Below are 16,456 nucleotides of genomic sequence, written 5' to 3' on the forward strand. Positions count from 1 at the left end.
AAAAGCTCACCGTCCCCGGTCCGCTGAGCTCACTCCAGCTCGTCGTCACCGAGCCGGGCGGGTCGGGCAGGCCGTCATCCGTAACCGTTCCATCGAGCGATGCCGTGGCAGGCAACGTGATCGTCTGCGGCACGCCCGCGCTGACGCTCGGCGGTTCGTTAATCACAGGCTCGGGCTCGACGGTGACGGTCACGTCGGCGAACGCACTCAGAGCGCCATCATCCGCCGTCAAGCGCAAGACATACGTCCCCGCCTCGGAGAAGCTCGCGGTCGTATCGACGGCGCTCGAATCGGAAAAGCTCACCGTCCCCGGTCCGCTGAGCTCACTCCAGCTCGTCGTCACCGAGCCGGGCGGGTCGGGCAGGCCGTCATCCGTAACCGTTCCATCCAGCGATGCCGTGGCAGGCAGCGTGATCGTCTGCGGCAAACCGGCATCCACGGTTGGCGGCGTGTTCCCTGGAGGTCCCCCTTCCGCATACTCGACGATGAGCAGCGGCGCGGCACTTGGCACTCCATCGAAAGACTCCGCCCCGCGCTCGCCATTTCCGGTAATGATGATCACCAGCGAGTTGCCGGCCGCCCAGGACGGCCGGTTCACGATCTCCTGAATGACCGAGGCGATATCCGGTGTTTGCTGATCCGGTCCGGCCTGTCCGACTGTTGGCCACGGTGCAGGAATCCAGGGTACCGACGCCGACGTTCGTGCTCTCGAGGAGATGTTCCCTGAGACATTCGCGAACGTCGATGCATGATCGATATCTTCGCCCTGTATCGCGAGAGAAGTCGCTCCGACGCTTACCTCATCCACCTGGAACTGAATGGTGGCGTGAACGATCCAGGCACCTCGAGGAATCCCAACCCCGTTGAAACGCATCCCCACGGTCTGATTGCCGCTGTCGTAGACGAGCTCGAGGTCACTACTGTCCATTCTCATTCCGCCTGAATCGCGCTCTTCCGCGTCGTCACTGCTGCTGCCAACCCGAATGGCCACCGTGACGGGATCGGAGAAGTCGAGCGTCGTGACGGTTAACGTGTCGCTTCTCTGAGATTCCAGTCCGGCGTCGTCCACTGCAGAGACCTCGAAGTCGTAGGGAGTCCCGGGAGTCAGGCCGACGGCGGTGTGTTGGGCGCTCGATTCGCTGGCAACGAGGACGTTGTCCCGGTAGATCCGATAAAACGAAACTCCGACGTTATCAGTGGAGGGATCCCAGACGAGATCGATGGTCGTACCCGTCTGGTCCGGCGAGCTCAAATTCTGAGGTTTGCTGGGGGGAATGGTGTCCGGGGGCGCGACCGTCGTGAATGACGAGGTCGCGGAGAAGCTACCCACACCGAAAGCATTATTGCCGCGCACGTGCCAGTAATATTGAGTCTCGTGGGCCAATGCGGATGCAGGCAGGGTCATGCTGCTCGACGCCGTATTGGCCGAATGGACGACCGACGTAAAGCTCGAATCAGCAGCAACTTCGACGTCGAAATCGTCAGCCGTTCCCGCCCATTGGAGCGTCGCCCCGACGGGCACGGAGGTGGCTCCGTTGGGGGGAGCGACGAGAATCGGAGGCTCCGGTGGGCTAGCCGCGGCCTCGGTCGTGAAGCTCCACGTCGCCGAGAAATCGCTGGTGCCGTTGGCATCCGAAGCATCGACGCGCCAGAAATAGGTAGCCAAATGCTCCAATGTGCCCTGAGTGACCGTGTATTGCGTCACCGACACCGAGGCGACATCGACGGGACTCACGAACCCCGCGTCGGTGGCGATCTGCACCGTGAATTGCGTGCCCTCCCCGCTCCACTGAAGAGTCGGTGTGAGACCCACGTTGGACGCTCCATCCAACGGAAGAAGCAGGATGGGCGGATCGGGCGGTGGGCCATTGCCGCTCTCGAGCTCGAACGCTCCGATATCCGGCGCGGCACCGGAATAAGCACTGGCGGGAAGGTCCAGCACCGTCATTCCCTGCCAGACGTAACTGGCGGTTCCCGAGTCGATGGCCGGACTCCCGGGTAGGAGCGCCAGGTTGGAGTCGAGCACAGGATCGACGAAGAGACTGCTACCCTCATCCACGTTCGATCCGCTGTTGTCGGTACCGTTGTTGAAGAAAAGGTTGAATGCCAGCGACGAATTGCCATCCACGTTCTTGACCGCAATCACCGGGTAATCGACGAAGATGTTGTTCACCACGACGGTGTTGTCCCCCCCGGTAATTCCGTAGCGGTTGTTGCGAAACGTATTGTTGAAGATGTTGATCCGCTCGGGGATGCTCGCGGCGCGAAAATCCTCGCTCGTGTTCGAGCCGTCCATCATTCCGATGCCGACGTCGTTGCTGTTGTAGATGGTGTTGTTCCTGATCTCGATGAATCGATCGGTCAGAACGTCGTAATGAATCAACTGAATGCCGTCTTCTCCGTTGTCGTGGATCACGTTCCGCTCGATGATGATATTCAGGGTCGGCCCGTTGTAGCTCTGCATGCGGATCTCGATTCCGTCATCGCCGTTGTTCCTGATGATGTTGTCGGCGATGACGATGTCGACGTCGTTGTCGAGGTCGATGCCGTCGTCGCCGTTCTGCTCGAAGATGTTGAACTGAGCCAGGCCTCCGCTTCCGTCCTCGTAATCCACTCCATCACTGGTGTCTCGAATCACATTGTTGAGGAGGTTGAACTTCGCATTTGGCGATATTCCGTCGCCGGCATTCTGGATCGTCAGCCCCTGGATCGTGGGTCGATCCCCGGCGCTCGAAGGTATCGTGATGACGAAGGACCCATTGCCCCCGTCGAGGATGGTGCTGGTGATGAAGCTCGGGTCACCAGTGGTGATGAAATGAGAGCCCAGGGTGATGGCTTTGCTGATCGTGAGCGATCCGACATAGGTACCCGGAGCGACCAGAATCGTGTCCCCGGAAGTAGCGGCGTCATGTGCCGCTTGAATGGACGGGAAGTCGCCGGGAACATTGAGAGTGTCGCCGAGAACCAACGAGACCGGGGCTGCCGTCAGCGTGACGGCGAGGGTCGCAACGATGACGGAGCGGCGCGGGAAATTCGGTCGCCCTAAGACGAACCTCTCTTTCAGTGGGCTCCCAGCGGCCGGTTGGGAGGGCTGCATGTATTCCCTCCTCGTGGGAAGCGGGACTCATGTCCGGCTCCGCGAGATCATAGAAGACAAAGACGGAGTTTTTCAAGATGCAATAGCTTCTCTTCAGGAGGCGTGCCTCGACTCCTCAACCAACATCGTCCGAGCCGGGCATCTCATTCGGTGGTAGGTTTCCATCACCCTGCTAATGAAGAAACCCGTGTCAGGAAAGGAAGAACAGAATGAGCGACGCGTGGACCTACGCCCAAACCGACGGCGACGACGAGCTGGCGAAACTGCACTTTTTCTCGATGAAGAAACGGCAGCCGGCCGGAGACGTCGAGTTTACGATTACGGTGCGGGAATACGTGCAGAATCCAGAAGACCAATCCATGCGATTCTTCGCCCAGGCCGACAAGGAAACCAACCAGAAGGCCGCCCCGTTCCGCCCGAGCGGCTGGGGCGGCACCTTGCTCAAGGCGCTTTCGGAATGCGTTCGGGAAATCCACCGATTTCCGTACGAGCCGCCTGAGGCAGGCTAGAGAGAAGGATCCCTATTCAAGATGATGGTCACGACAATTTCTGACAACTTGTTACCTTCCGATACTTCCGAAAACTGTGGTCGAGATTGTAAAAGATTGGGAACATAGCTACACGAGGGGGGAAGCTCGCTTGGACGACCCCCACACTCGAAGGAGGAAAGATATGAAAAGAACTGGCGCCACCCTCACGCTGCTGAGCTCGTGTCTGCTCATCGCGGCGACACCGCTCCTGGCACAGAAGAAGGGCGGCGGCAACGAGACGGGTCCGTATGAAGTCGTTCCCGGCTGGCCGCAGAACCCTTGCGGTGAGGGATACCAAATCGGCTCCTCAGCGGGAATCTTTGCAGAGAGCCCCGACCGAGTCTTCATCTTCGCCCGGGGTTGCCTGCCCGAGGTGACGGATGGCTCTTATGGCGAGTACCAGAGCCTGGTTCCCCGTCGCAATGCGTCCGGTTATGACCTCTCCCGCGACGACGCGGAGCGCCACCCCAAGTGGACTCATGTGCTCTACATCGTGAATCGCGAGGGCAAGCTCGTCGAGAACTGGGATCAGCACAATTCCATGTTCGTCCGACCGCATCGGGTCAAGGTCAACCCCTACGATCCCGAGCGCCACGTTTGGGTGGTCGACGACGGCGCCCACCAGGTCACGAAGTTCACGAAAGACGGAAAAAAGGTCGTCATGCAGCTCGGAAAGTTTCGTGAGCCGGGAAACGACGAAACCCACTTTGGCCGGCCGACCGACGTCGCCTGGCTGCCGGACGGCACGTTCTTCATCAGTGATGGCTACACCAACACCCGGGTCGTGAAGTTCGACAAGGACGGAAAGTTCCTCATGACGTGGGGAGAAAAAGGAAACGCGCCCAACGAGACGCGACCCGGCTACATGAACACGGTGCACGGCATCGCGATCGATGACAACCGGCGCGTCTACGTCGCCGACCGAGCGAACTCCCGCATCCAGGTGTTCGACGAGAACGGCAAGTTTCTCGACGAGTGGCGAGACATCAAGCGCCCCTACTACATCTACATGTCGGAAGATCAGCACCTGTGGATTAGCGACGGTATCACCCAGAAGTTCCTCAAGTTCAACCTCGACGGCCAACTTCTCTACGATTGGGGGACGTTCGGCGCCTTCCCCGGTGGCAACTGGGGCGTGCATCAGTTCAGCGCCGACAGCGAAGGGAATCTTTACACGGCGGACGTGCACGTGGGTCGCGTGCAGAAGTACCGGCCGAAGCCGGGTGCCAATCCCGCGCACCTGGTCGGTAGGTGGCGCAAGCTCAGCGGCGAGCCAACCTCTCCGTGAGCTAGGCCGAAGAGATCGAGGGGCCGCGGACGCGATCGGCGCCGCGGCTCCTCAGGACCCTCCCGCGGGCGCGCCGACGGCACGAGCACGACGCTGTTTGGCGAGCGCTGCGGCCGCTTCGAGCATCACCCAGATCGTCGCCAAGATGATCAAGATGTCGACCGCGACCAGGAAATAGTTGCCCCGCAGATACAAGTCCCAGAGCTGATAGAGCGCGGAAAGAAACGCCATCGACGTGACGAAGATCATCGGAACCAACGTGTAGCGCGAGCGACGTCCCAGCTTCACGAGAATGACGCTGATCACGAGGAGCGTCAGACCGGCCAGGATCTGGTTCGTGGTGCCGAACAGCGGCCACAGGATCATCCCCCCCGTTCCCTCGGCCCCGCCGGCGCCGAAAGCAAGCGCGAGACAGCTCGTGACCGCGACCACCGTCGCCACGTAGCCGTTCCGGAGGGGTCCGATGTCGAATATCGTTCCCCACTCCTGGACGATATAGCGTTGGAGGCGCACGCCGGCGTCCATGGTCGTCCCGGCGAACAGAACCGCCATGACGGTGAGAAGCGTCGCCGCGAACGGCCGCGGGAGCCCGGTGCCATTGCTCACGATGAGAGAACCACCGGTGACGAAAGCGTCGATGCCTCCGTTTCCGAATTCGTGATAGACGCTGTGCCAATCCTCCGCGGAGACGAATCCCGCAGTCGCGGCGATGATGGCCATGAGAGCGAGCGCCCCCTCACCCGAGGACCCAAGGTAGCCGACGAAGCGCGCATCCGTCTCGTTGTTGAGCTGCTTGGACGTGGTGCCTGAGCCCACGAGCCCGTGAAAACCTGACACGGCTCCACAGGCGATGGTGACGAACAAGAGAGGCGCGATCGGTGGTGTTCCCGCGGGGGTTTCGAAGTTGAAGGCAGGCGCCACGATTGCGGGGCGTGCCACGAGGACCGCGCCATAGAGCAACCCGAGTCCGATGAAGAGCTGGATTCCATTGATATAGTCCCGCGGCTGCAAGAGAAGCCAAACCGGAAGCAGGGACGCGATCGCCGCATAGGCGAAGAGAATGAGAATCCATTGCGGCTCCGGGCCGAAGCCGAGAAAGCTCTCTGGAAGGGTCACCGGCACGAGCTCGCCGACGTAGATCACCACATAGAGAATGACCGTCCCGACAACGGTGGGCCAGAGGATATTGACCCTGAGTCGATAGATGAGAATCCCGAGGACGAGCGCGACGGCGACAGCGCTCCACGCCGGGATCACGCTCGACGGTGTCGCCCGCAACGCGTCGGCGATGGCCACGGCAAAGACGGCGTTGACCATGAGGAGCAGCAGGAAGATGACGACCATGAAGAGATTGCGCGCGCGCTCTCCGACGACGTCGCCGGTCAGGGCCCCGATCGATCGTGCCCGATTGCGAACGCTCGCCCAGATGGCTCCGAAATCGTGAACGCCGGCGAAGAAGATCGTTCCCAGGACGACCCACAAGAACGCGGGCACCCAACCCCAGATGACGGCGATACCGGGTCCGATGATCGGAGCGGCCCCGGCCACCGCGGTGAAATGGTGCCCCCAGAGGACGATCCGGTGCGTGGGGACGTAGTCCAAACCGTCTTCCATCGCGCGCGAAGGAGTCTGGTAGTCGGGATCGAGCTGGTAGACTCGCTCGGCGATGAACCGGGAGTAGTAACGATAGCCTAGCCCGATTGCGGCAAGTCCGAGGACCGCTACCCAGGCGGCGCTCACGTGCTGGTTCCTTTTGTCGATCTCGTTTGCAATCTATCCCCCGATTCGGCGTCGTTCCACGCCGAGAATCGTCGCTTGCGGGTCATCCGCTTCCCGGCAAAGGTCGCCGGGCACAGATCATTCTGGACGGATCCGACCCCGCACCGAGTCAGACACGGTAAGAGTTTGTCTGCAAATGTCACGCGGACCTCGAGTATGGAACGTTCCGCCGTTCTCAGAAGCGGAACAGCTTGGTGAGCTTGAAAGCCAGGGTGCGAGTCGCCAGGAACGAATCGCCCGAGAGCTCGTTCCAGCCCTCGCTGTAGACGATGAAGAAGTCGCTTCCCGGCTCGTATTCCCAACGAAATCTCACGCTTCCGCTGAAGGAATCCGAGCTGGAGTTGAACTGCACGAGACTGCTCACGAACGTTCTCGGTGTGAACGCGTAGCTCACGCGTGCACTCACGAGCTTCGCGGTGAAGCTGCCTTCGACGAGGTCGACCCAGTTGAGGGCAACGCGGGGCTCGACGGCGAATTGGGACGTGACCTCGACGCGCCCATCGTAGCTCAACTCCTGTCGGTCCCCATCGAAGAACCCTCCGGTTCGAAAGCTCAGCGTGCCGGGAACGACTCGCTGTGGACCGAATTCGTACGCGACCCGCACGTCCTGAAAGCGGTACTCCGCCACGGGCAACACGATGCCGTCGGAGATCTCGAACTCCTCTGGCAGGTACTCGAAATCGTTCGTGTAATCGACCCAGGACCGATCGCCGTTCTCGTGCTCGATGCGAAAGGTCCCCTGAATGCGTCTGGTCTCGAGACGACCGTCGTTGTCGGTGATGTGGTCGAGCTCGGACTCGAAGACGAGGCGTCGTATCCATTCGATGGAACGCGGTCGCGGGCTAAACCTCGCGCTGGCGAAGTTTCTGCGGAAAGCCTCCCGCCGCAGAAAGCCGAGCTCCGGTCGGAAGTCGCTGCCTACCTTCAAGTGCTCGAGGGTCAACCCGTACCGGTCGGCGCCGTAGTCGAACTTTCCCGAGTAGGTCGTTGCGTCGTCGTCGAACCCTCCCTCGGTGCCCTCCAGCGGCGGGGTGCGGCTCACGCCGAAAAACCCGTTGAGCCGTACGTTCTGGTAGAAAGCGAAGTTCCCATCGAAGCCCACGACCGAGTTGGCATCGGCACCTTCGGTCAAAGAAGTCGTACGATGAGTGGCGATGAAGCCGATGTCGCTCCTCCTCAAAATGTCCCGACGTAGCCTGAAGACGGAAAAATTGGTCGCGGGTATTCCGGCGGCAGCATCGCCTCGAGTGCCGATGTTGAGGGCACCGATGCGATAGGCCCCGGCGCGGCCCGTCACCCGGCCGCCCACCCGAATTGGATCGATGCCGAAGTCGGTGAGCCCGATGCGGCGACTGAAGAACAGGATCGGGGTCAGGTCGTTGTTCGCATTGCCACGCCGCGCTCGCCGGGCACTCCCATCCTCGATACCGCCGAAGGCGAAAATCCCCTGCCCCTCGAGAAAGAAGTCGCGCTTTTCCGGGAAAAAGAGGCTGAAGCGGGTGAGGTTGATTTCCTCTTCATCCTCCTCGATCTGGGCGAAGTCGGTGTTGTAGGTGAAGTCGGCGACGAGGCCGTTGGTGATGCCGTATTTCGCGTCGAATCCGGCGTCTCCGCCGACCTCGTTCGAGAACGGCTCCTCCGCGGTGTTGTCGGTCGTGAGCGAGGAGAGCCCGTAGGGTTTCAGCTCGATGTTGCGGGAGCTCAGCGGCACTTCGATTCCGACGAGGGTTGCGGCCTCGGAGTACCGGTGAATCCCGCGCCCTCCGTAGGCGGCCGGGATCGGCGAGATGTAGGACACTTCGTTCTTCCATCTCACGGTGCGACGCATCTGAACGCCCCAGATCTGGTCTCTCATCCTCCGGTAGCGCAGGGATTTGAACGGTATGGCCATCTCGAGCGTCCACCCGTTCTCGAACCAGCTGGCTTTCGCGTCCCAGACCGTGTTCCAGTCGGTGTTGCGGGCGAGCCCTTCATCCATGATGGCGAGGTCCCTTATCGCCCCGAGCGGATTCGTCTGGAAGTAGAAGCCGTTTCTGCGGTCGTAAAAGGGGTCGAAAGCGACGACGAAGTTCGAGTTCTGGTTAAGACCATCGTGGTCCCTTCGCATTTCGTTGGCGACGATACGCTCCGGATGGCTGTCCCAGCATCGCGCCGCCACGTAAACGTGGCGGTCGTCGAAGAAGATCCAGGCTTCGGTCTGTTCGGTCGCGAGCTCTCCCTCGTTCGGCTCCTGTTGAATGAAGTCGGTAAAGGGCGGGACCGTCGAGTAGACGGCGTCGTCGAGTTTTCCGTCGACCACGATCGGCTCGTCGAGTCGCGTCGCCCTGAGTGTGGCGCGACCGTTGGCGTCGCGAGTCAGAACCTCGGGCGCTCGAGGGGGCGGTGGGCCGAATATCTCGACGGGCGGCGGTTCGCCTCGGTTCGAGGGATCATCGCGCTCCTGGGCAGAGGCTGTCTCGTCGGCGAGGGGGAAGGACAGACAGGCGGCCAGCGCGACGGGAGACAAGAAAAACTGAAAGAAGCCAGTACGCATCACTACTCGTCGTCACCACCAAGGGCGCGCTCGCTCTCGCCCGTTCGAAAATCCGAGTCGATCCTTCGAGGCTCTTCACCATAAACGCCGTCACCGGTTCACAGCAAGCAAATCTTGCGTGCGGCGCAATTTTTCGAAACGCGGCAGGCCGAACTGTAGAAGTTTGGATCGGCACGATGTAGGATAACTCTCGCATCTCACATCGCCGGAGGTAGGACGACGATGGCCTTCAAGTTTTCTTTCAAAGGGGGGCTCCTCCCAATCCTCGCTTTCGGTGCGCCTCTGGTCGCGATCGCTCTCGTCCAGTACCGGTGGATTCTCGAGCTTCAGACGCGCTCGGAGATGATCGAGAACCAGCGGAACCGTGAAGCCGCTCAACGCACGAAGTCGATTCTGGCGGACGAGATGACGAGAGCGCGCCTCACCGTCTTGCCCGCGGTCGGTCACGCCGACTTGATGTCCCTGGACCTCGAGCCCGTGGCGCAGCTCTTCAAGAGGGGACACGAGCGATTCGCCTACGTCGATCGATTCTTCGTCTGGACCGAGTCGATGCCACACGGAAAAGCACTCTTCTATCATCCCGTCGGCGGCGGTTTCGTATCCGATCCGGAGAGACTGGCCTACTTGCCCGATGAGGTGTGGTTGCTCAGCGAGGGCAAGGGGCGCTGGGGCGAGTTCTTGTGCGCGGGCGAGAATCCCACATGCCAGGTCGTGATCCACCGAATCTTGGACGACGAGGAGAAAACGCTCCAGGGTATTGCAGGCTTCATGGTCGATCGCGTCGGCTTCGCCCGTGACTTCCTTCCCGCGTTCTCCGAGCGGGTCCTCGTACCCGCGGTCCGCGAGTTCTTGGGAGACATGGAAACCCCTTTGACGCTCCTCGGTGAAAACGAAGAGCTCATTATCGGCACGAATGTTACCGGGGCCACGATCGAGTCTGCGGTCGAGATCCCGATGACGTTCACGCTGCCGTCGGAAGGCATCCAGACGACAGACGTACCCCGCTGGCTCCTCTCGGTCGGTCATTCGGACGCCGTCGGAGTGCAGGAGCTCCTTCACCGGGGAGCCCTCGGCAATATCGCGATCGTGGGAGCAGGCCTCATCGTCCTCGCCATCGGCTCGGCTCTGATGGCCCGCTCTTCCGCCCGGGAGGCGAAGCTTTCCGACCTCAAGTCGCGCTTCATTTCGGGTATCTCTCACGAGCTCAAGACTCCGTTGTCGAACATTCGCCTGTACTCGGAGATGCTCGAGCTCGACCGCGTCCCTCGGAAATTGGAGCGCAAGCTCTTTTATCGCTCGCTACGGCAGCAGGCCGAGATCCTCGGCGACATGCTGGAAGAGATCCTGGATTTCTCTCGTCTGGAAGCGGAGCAAAGCGTGACCCGGTTCGAGCCGTGCGATCTCCAGGACATCGTGCAAGAAGCGATCGAGATGAAGGAATGGACTCGCACGCCCCACCCCGTCGACGTCAATCTTCCCGACGCGCTTCCCCGAATCCACGGAAATCACAGTGCCTTGGTGCGGGTCGTCTATAGTCTTCTCGACAACGCCTCCAAATACAGTGGGCCGGACAAGCCCATTGTTCTGGGTGCCCAACGGGAAAATGGTATGGTAGCGATCGAAGTCGCCGACCGGGGTTCTGGGATTCCTCCCGAGGACTTGCCCCACGTGTTCGAACGGTTCTACCGGGGCCAATCTCACGACGATGTCAAGGGCGCGGGATTGGGGCTTTCGATCGCGCAATCGGTGGTGGCCTCTCACGGAGGCCGCATCGAGGTCGAGAGTGAGCTCGGTAAAGGGAGCCGGTTCACGGTAAGGCTCCCGGTGGCTTTCGACGAGGATTGAACGTGAGCCACCACCTTCTGGTGATCGAGGACGAAGCCCAGCTCAGGGACGGTCTGCGGATGAACTTCGAGTTCGAGGGTTACCGCGTCTCCGCGGCAGAAGACGGCGTCACCGGCCTCGAGCTCGCCTTGTCGCTCGTCCCCGACCTCATCATCCTCGACATCATGCTGCCAAGGATGAACGGCTACGACATTTGCCGGCGCATCCGGCGCGCCGGTTTGGACGTTCCCGTCCTCCTCCTGACCGTCAAGAGGGAAGAGGGAGAGCGAGTGCTCGGGTTCGAGGTGGGAGCCGACGACTACGTACTGAAGCCCTTCAGCGTGCGCGAGCTGTCGGCGCGGGTGAAGGCCCTCCTGCGTCGTTCCGGCGCACGGCGGGCCGAGACGCACGTCTTGTCCCTCAGCGGAGTCGAGATCGATCTGGAGCGCCAGGTCGTGCTGAGAAAAGGCAAGCCGGTGCGTCTCTCGTTCCGCGAGTTCGAGGTGCTGCGCTGTCTGGCCGCGCGAATGGGAGAGGTCGTGACCCGCGACGAGCTCCTCGCGGAAGCGCTCGGCTACTCCCCATTGGCGTCATCGCGAGCCGTCGACAACCTCGTCGTGGGTCTTCGGAAGAAGCTGGAAACGAACTACCACAACCCCCGCCACATTCTCACCGCTTACGGAATCGGCTACAAGCTCGTGCCGTAGATCGCCGATCGATCGTCGCACGGCAACGAGTCACGGAACATGCGCCCGATTCAATCGCTCGTATCGCCACGCGGGGCAACGATGAAATTCCGTAGAATGAGTCCACTAGCCCGATTCAACTTATCGGAGCCGAAACTACATTTGTCTACAAGGTATTACATTCCTCGACGCGCCGTCGGCTGAGTGGCGAGTACCATCTCGGCCAAAGGGAGGCTGTGTGTAGAGCCTTCCTGGCTTCATACATCAGGACCTCAGAGGGAGGGCGCCATGGTCCGTTTTCGTACTCTAAAACTCGGAACGATCGTTCTCGGAATGCTGTTTGTATCGTTCATCGCATCCGCGCAGCAGAACACGGAGGTTTCAGGACACGTCACCGATCCCGACGGGCTCGCACTTCCTGGGGTCACCATCACGTTCAAGGAACAAAACACGGGTTTCACCCGCACCGCCGTGACCGCGGGGAACGGCAGTTACATCGTCGGGAACTTGCCGCCGGGCACGTATGACATCGAGGTCCTGATGCAAGGCTTCCAGACCGTGCTCCTGACGGGTTATCAGCTCTCTTCGGGCGCGGAGGTCCAGCAGAACTTCAGCCTGCAGCTGGCTTCGATCGAGGAGGTCATCACCGTCACCGGGGAGTCGCCGCTGGTCGAAGTGACGAGCAACAAGCTCGGGGGAACCTTGAGCGGCCGGGAGATCGATGAAACCCCCTCAAACTTCCGGAACTTCACCGCGCTGACCCAGCTCGTCCCCGGCATGACCCCCAATCCCGCCGGATCCACGTTCGAGGGCGGCCAGGTCAGCGCGAACGGCGCGACCCCCTGGAGCAACGTGTATCAGATGGACGGCTCCTACAACAACGACGACCGTCTCGGCGGAAGCCAGGGAACTCAGGTCCGCATGGTGCTCGACATCATCTCCGAGTATCAGGTACTCGGAAACATGTACGCGGCCGAGTTCGGCGGAGGCGGCGGCGCCATCATCAACATGGTGAGCCGCAGCGGAACCAATGACCTCTCGGGCCGTGTCTATTCGTACTACCGAAACGACTCGTTCTACGCTCGAAGCCCGTTCCTCAACCCCGAAGAGCCCAAGCCGGACGAGAAGACTTTTCAGGGGGGGTTCGGAGTAGGCGGACCCATCGTCAAGGACAAGGCCCACTTCTACTTCAACTACGAACGGGACAACGAGGACCTGGGCGGCCAGAAGAAATTTCCCGCCGAGGCCGCTCCCCTCGCCATCGATCAGGTAGGCTATTTCTCGGTTCGCGCCAACAACTTCTTCGCCCGAGGCGATTACCAGGCCAACCAGGACAACGTCATCAGTGGTCGCTGGGTTCGCGAGACGGCGGACTCGCTGGGTGAGGGTTTCAACCAGAGCAACGAGGTCGTGGACGCCCGGGGCAACGAGAGCGACTTCGACGAGATCTTCAACTTCTCCTGGACATCGATCGTCGGCGACTATGGCTCGAACATCGTGCGCGTCGGGATCATCCGTGAGGAGCTCGGGACGGGCAACCAGAGTTTCTTCGCGGACGGCACGAACTATGTGGGGCTGGCCGGTCAGAGCCAGTTCGGGATCGGCTCGCAGAACGTGCACCCCAGCTATATCACCGGAACGGGTGGAGAGGGAGGCATCACGTCCGTTCGCAGCTACTCGATCGACAACACGTACAGCCACTTCAAGCCGGACTGGTCCGGGGATCACAATTTCAAGTTTGGTGGTGGTGTGAGCTGGAATCGCCTCGTTCCCCGCACGCAGGCGAGCTCCGGGGCCTTCGAGTTCGAGCAGGACGCGCCTTACAACCCCGCGGACCGATCGACTTATCCCCAACAGTTCAATATCAATGTTTGGGATACGAACCAGTACCCCGATGACTTCCCCACGTACAGCTACGACTGGCGTGCGTATTTCTTCTTCCAGGACAAGTGGCAGGCCAACGAGAAGATGACGCTGAATCTGGGCCTGCGGTGGGACACGCAGGGCATCGTTCCCGCGAGCCGGGACGACTTCGCTCCCCGCGTCGGCGTCGCCTACGACATCAAGGGCGACGGCCGAACGGTCGTTCGTGCGGGCTTCGGCCGCTTCTCGGAGTACACGAGGAGCCGACTCGACGTCCGCCTGCAGCAGCGCGGTCTGCTGAACCAATTCCCCGAGCTTTCGGTGACCAACCCCAACAGCGCGGTCTTGAATCCCGACATGATCAACGATTCCGCGGGGAACCCCGGTATCGCCACGCTGAGCGCGGCGGGACAGGCGGAGCTCGAAGCCCTCAAGGCCTCTCTTCTTTCCGGGTCGACTTTCAACCGCGAGCCCTGGGTGGACGACCCGAACCGCCAGATGCCCTACATGTGGTCCTGGAGCGCCGGTCTCGCCCACCAGCTCACGCCGGACCTGGCAGTCTCCCTCGACTACGTCGGAAACGTTTCCCGGGACCAGCTCGGTCTCATCGACATCAACGAGCCCCTCGTCTTTGGTGTAGCGAGCTCGAGACCTGGGGTGGACGTCTTCGATCCCAACGGTGAGCTGATTCCTCCCGAAGCCCGGGATACGAATTTCCAGCGCGTGTATCAGTACACGACGCGGGACGGCTTCTTCAACGGGGACTATCAGTCGGTGCAAATCGGTGTCACGAAGCGGTTCTCGAACCGGTTCAGCATGCGGAATGCCTACACGATCCAGAAGTCGAACTACGTAGGGCTGAGCTATCCCGAGGACCGCAAGGTGTGGCAGGACTACGATCCGCGCCTCGACTACGGTCTTTTCGAGGTCGACCGGAGGCACGTCCTCAGCCTCAGCGGCACCTGGAACCCCTGGCGGGGACTGAGCATCGCCGGCATCTTTAGCTTCAACAGCGCGACGCCGGTCAACGAGACGACGGGTAATGACGACAACGCGGATCGAGAACGAAACGACCGTCCCATCCAGGGTCTGACGGATGATGGCCAGCCGATCGTATCGGACCTCGATGGCAGTACTGCGGTCAAAAACGGAATCGGCGGTGAGAAATTCACCGAGCTCAACCTATCCATACGGTACAACTTCGATTTGACTCAGGGAATGACGCTCGGCTTCTACTGGGACGGCTACAACATCACCAACAACGAGAACTTGAGAAACCCGACCGGGAATCGCTCCAGCGGAACCTTCCTGATCCCGACGAGCGCGAACTTCCCGCGGCAGATGCAGATTGGAGTACGCTTCACCTTCTAGCCAGCATAGGTCACGCGGGTGGCCGGGCTCTCCGTTCTCGAGGGAGCCCGGCCTTCGCCGGCCCGGCGGCAATGGCTGTCATGCAACTTCTGGAGGTACCATTCCGCTGTGAAGTCCGTGATTGGGGTTCTCGCCATTTCCTCGACCCTGGGTTTGTGCCTCCCTAGCGTCGCGCAGGACCGCTACAAAAACCTGACCGAGGAAGAGGCGGCGAAGGTCTGGATCGAAGAGATCGTCCCCTATATCGCGACCAAGCAGGAGAAAGAGGTCTACAAGCGGCTGACGACCTCCGCGGAACGGGTCGCCTTCATCGACACCTTCTGGGAACGTCGCGACCCCACGCCGGGGACCGAGGACAACGAGTACCAGCTGGAACACTACCGTCGGCTCACTTTCGCCAACACGTTCTTCGGGGCGGGACGACCCGGATGGATGACCGATCGCGGTCGCATCTACATCCTTCTCGGCCCCCCGGATCAGATCGACTCCGATCCCATGGGACGTCTGGCCCACCAGTTCCCCACCGAGGTCTGGATCTACAACCGACCGCCCCATCCCATGCTTCCCCCGAATATGGAGATCGCCTTCGTCGACAGGCGATCGATTGGTGATTACGAGATCACGTTCAACCTGCTCGCGGACTCCGACTCGACGAGACGCACGGAAGCGCTCATGAACGAGGACTTCCTCGACGCCTTCGCCAAGATGGAAGTACGCTCGATGAACTTCGGACGGCCGGGCACCAGGACTTCCATCACCGACGGCCTGGATCCGGAGCTCGAGCGTATGAACGAGCTCGCCCTGATCGCCCAGGTTCCCGAACGAGCCGTCCAGCCGCTTCGCGAGGTGGTGACGACGGATTTCAGCTTCAACACCGCCACACTGGAGGTCGAACCGAGAATCGAGTTCTTTCGTGCCAGCGACGGCGAGTTGACGATACCGGTCAACCTGGACCTCGCCTACCGGAATTTCGCCTACGTCGAGAAGGGCGATTTCTACGAGAGCCGTTTCGAGATCCTGGGCCGCCTCGTGGATCAGGGCGGCAACTCGGTGGACGAGTTCGTTCGCGAAGAGATGTTCGCACTTCCGAAAGATCAGGTCGCGACCCTTCAAGACGACACCGTGCTCTACCAGATGGTGCTCTACGCGCCGCCGGGGAGCTACCGGCTCCAGCTCGCGGTTCGGGACCAGAACGGGCGGGTGAGGCTGACCGAGACCGACTTGACGATCCCCGAGATCGGCGAGGCGCTCGAGCTCAGCTCGATACTCCTGGCCGAGCAGATCCTTGAGCTCGAGAATCCCACGATCCCGGGGAAGAAGGAGCCCTTTACTTTCGGGAAATACAAGGTGCTTCCCAGCCAGGATGGCACGTTCGAGCCGGGAGCCTCCCTCCAGGTGTATTTCGAGGCCTATAACCTGGGCCTGGATGGTGAGGGCAAGACCCGCGTCAAGCTGGAGTACACGTTCCGGCGTGAAGGTCGATTG

General features: G+C 61.1%; 9 protein-coding genes. 6 read left to right on the forward strand and 3 right to left on the reverse strand.

Features of this window, described 5'->3' with window-relative positions:
* The coding region (locus tag VEK15_23090; protein ID HXV63605.1) for a right-handed parallel beta-helix repeat-containing protein at positions 1-3,097 on the reverse strand (3,097 nt) is incomplete at its 3' end.
* A 209-nt stretch (positions 3,098-3,306) separates the two neighbouring features.
* Here VEK15_23090 and VEK15_23095 point away from each other — a divergent pair.
* Both VEK15_23095 and VEK15_23100 read left to right on the forward strand, forming a co-directional pair.
* Positions 3,307-3,606 (forward strand): hypothetical protein, encoded by a 300-nt coding sequence (locus VEK15_23095; GenBank protein ID HXV63606.1) that lies wholly within the window; start codon positions 3,307-3,309, stop codon positions 3,604-3,606.
* 163 nt (positions 3,607-3,769) lie between these two features.
* Positions 3,770-4,915 carry a peptidyl-alpha-hydroxyglycine alpha-amidating lyase family protein gene (locus VEK15_23100; GenBank protein ID HXV63607.1) on the forward strand — a complete coding sequence of 382 codons (1,146 nt, stop codon included), beginning with the start codon at positions 3,770-3,772 and terminating at the stop codon, positions 4,913-4,915.
* Between the two features lie 51 nt (positions 4,916-4,966).
* Here the strand turns inward: VEK15_23100 and VEK15_23105 are convergent, their stop codons facing one another.
* Together VEK15_23105 and VEK15_23110 are read right to left on the reverse strand one after the other, a co-directional pair.
* Positions 4,967-6,655 (reverse strand): carbon starvation protein A, encoded by a 1,689-nt coding sequence (locus VEK15_23105; protein ID HXV63608.1) that lies wholly within the window; start codon positions 6,653-6,655, stop codon positions 4,967-4,969.
* A 214-nt stretch (positions 6,656-6,869) separates the two neighbouring features.
* Positions 6,870-9,227: a DUF5916 domain-containing protein gene (locus VEK15_23110; protein HXV63609.1), complete on the reverse strand. Its 2,358-nt coding sequence runs from the start codon at positions 9,225-9,227 to the stop codon at positions 6,870-6,872.
* A 222-nt stretch (positions 9,228-9,449) separates the two neighbouring features.
* On the opposite strand from VEK15_23110, the gene VEK15_23115 reads away from it, so the two are divergent.
* The 4 genes from VEK15_23115 to VEK15_23130 all read left to right on the forward strand — a co-directional run.
* Positions 9,450-11,072: a HAMP domain-containing sensor histidine kinase gene (locus VEK15_23115; protein ID HXV63610.1), complete on the forward strand. Its 1,623-nt coding sequence runs from the start codon at positions 9,450-9,452 to the stop codon at positions 11,070-11,072.
* A gap of 2 nt (positions 11,073-11,074) precedes the next feature.
* On the forward strand, positions 11,075-11,758 hold the full coding sequence (locus VEK15_23120) for a response regulator transcription factor (protein ID HXV63611.1): 684 nt from the start codon (positions 11,075-11,077) through the stop codon (positions 11,756-11,758).
* A 267-nt stretch (positions 11,759-12,025) separates the two neighbouring features.
* Positions 12,026-14,971 (forward strand): carboxypeptidase regulatory-like domain-containing protein, encoded by a 2,946-nt coding sequence (locus VEK15_23125; GenBank protein ID HXV63612.1) that lies wholly within the window; start codon positions 12,026-12,028, stop codon positions 14,969-14,971.
* 108 nt (positions 14,972-15,079) lie between these two features.
* Positions 15,080-16,456 (forward strand): GWxTD domain-containing protein (locus VEK15_23130; protein ID HXV63613.1); only part of this gene is annotated, 1,377 nt, incomplete at its 3' end.

The sequence above is a fragment of the Vicinamibacteria bacterium genome, from assembly GCA_035620555.1.
Taxonomy (GTDB): domain Bacteria; phylum Acidobacteriota; class Vicinamibacteria; order Marinacidobacterales; family SMYC01; genus DASPGQ01.